The following is a 1,357-nucleotide window of genomic DNA, read 5'->3' on the forward strand; positions in this document are numbered from 1 at the left end:
CGCGGAGCGGTTTCGGCGGCCCCAGCTCGCGGACGTCGAGGGGGACCGTCTCCCCGCCCGCGGGAGCGTCCGTCCGCTCGGCCACCGCCCGTTCGATCGCCGCCGGATCGCCGGTCTCGGATGCCATACCCGAAGAGACGGACGCCGGCCCCGGGTCGTTTGTGACGAACATGTTCCGACGGTCGCGGAGCCGAAGGTACTTCCACGCCGGCACCGAACGCACGCGCATGGCACAGGCACGCCTCCGCGTGGACATCCCGGAGGGCCCGTGGGTCGGCGACGTCTCGCGGGAGTTCCCGGACGTGCGGTTTCAGGTGTTGACGGCGACGCCCGACGACGGCGCGGGGTTCGCGCTGGTCCGGATCACCGACGACGACACGGACCCGATCCTCGACGCGATCGCGGACCACAACACGATCACGCACTCCTCGGTGATGGCCGAAGACGACGGGATGGTCACCGTTCAGGTCGAGGCGCTCGTCCCGCTGCTCCAGACCGTCGCCAAGCGGGCGGGGGTTCCCATCGAGATGCCGGTCGAGATCCGCGACGGCGTCGCCCGCGTCGACGTCACGGGCGACCACGAGCGCGTCGCGGAGTTCGGCGACGCGCTCCGCGACGTGGGGGCCGACTTCGAGGTCGAGTACGTCCAACAGCGCGTGAACCCCGGCGGATCGCTCACGGAGCGCCAGCGCGAGGTCCTCTTCGAGGCGGTCGATCGCGGTTACTACGACGTGCCGCGGGAGACCACGCTCACCGAGGTGGCCGACCACGTCGGCATCGCCAAATCGACCTGTAGCGAGGTGCTCCAGCGCGTCGAGCGCACCATCGTCCGGGAGTTCGTCGACGACCTCCCGCGCCGCCCCGTCGACTTCGACTCGCCGGACGACGACGGGATCGAGCGGATTCAGTAGGCGGTCAAACTCCGAACTTCTTCCGGTCAGTCCGCTTCCTCCGGTTCCGGCTCCGGCTCGATCCGGAACAGTCGCCAGTAGAGCAGCGCAAGCACCGCGATCACGGTCAGGATTCCGGTCGCGCGGGCGACGGTCGATATCAGAGTCCCGTAGCCGCGGACCGCGGCGGCGACGTCGCCGAGCGCCGCGACTCCGATTCCGAGCAGGAACACGACGACCCAGAGGAGACGACGGACCGATTCGAGTTGTTCGTCCGTTTCGGAGGGCATCGCCACCAGTTCCGACCGTATGTCGGATAACTCCACCGGAGTCGGGAATCACGGACGGTCGACGGCGCTCACAGCCGCCGTCGCCGAACCAGCACGGCCGCGGCGGCGAGGGGGACGACGCACCACGCGACGAGCGCGAGCGACAGCGAGACCGTCGAGAGCCCGCTGCCGGCGAGG

General features: G+C 69.9%; 2 protein-coding genes. One reads left to right on the top strand and one right to left on the bottom strand.

The annotated features are described in order from the left end of the window. Positions 1-170 precede the first annotated feature (170 nt). Positions 171-911: a helix-turn-helix domain-containing protein gene (locus tag BN903_RS04900; RefSeq protein ID WP_048076638.1), complete on the top strand. Its 741-nt coding sequence runs from the start codon at positions 171-173 to the stop codon at positions 909-911. A gap of 26 nt (positions 912-937) precedes the next feature. Here BN903_RS04900 and BN903_RS04905 read toward each other — a convergent pair whose 3' ends face one another. Continuing rightward, positions 938-1,180, bottom strand: a complete 243-nt coding sequence (locus tag BN903_RS04905) for a hypothetical protein (protein ID WP_048076639.1) — start codon at positions 1,178-1,180, stop codon at positions 938-940. Between the last annotated feature and the right edge of the window lie 177 nt (positions 1,181-1,357).

The sequence above is a fragment of the Halorubrum sp. AJ67 genome, from assembly GCF_000513435.1.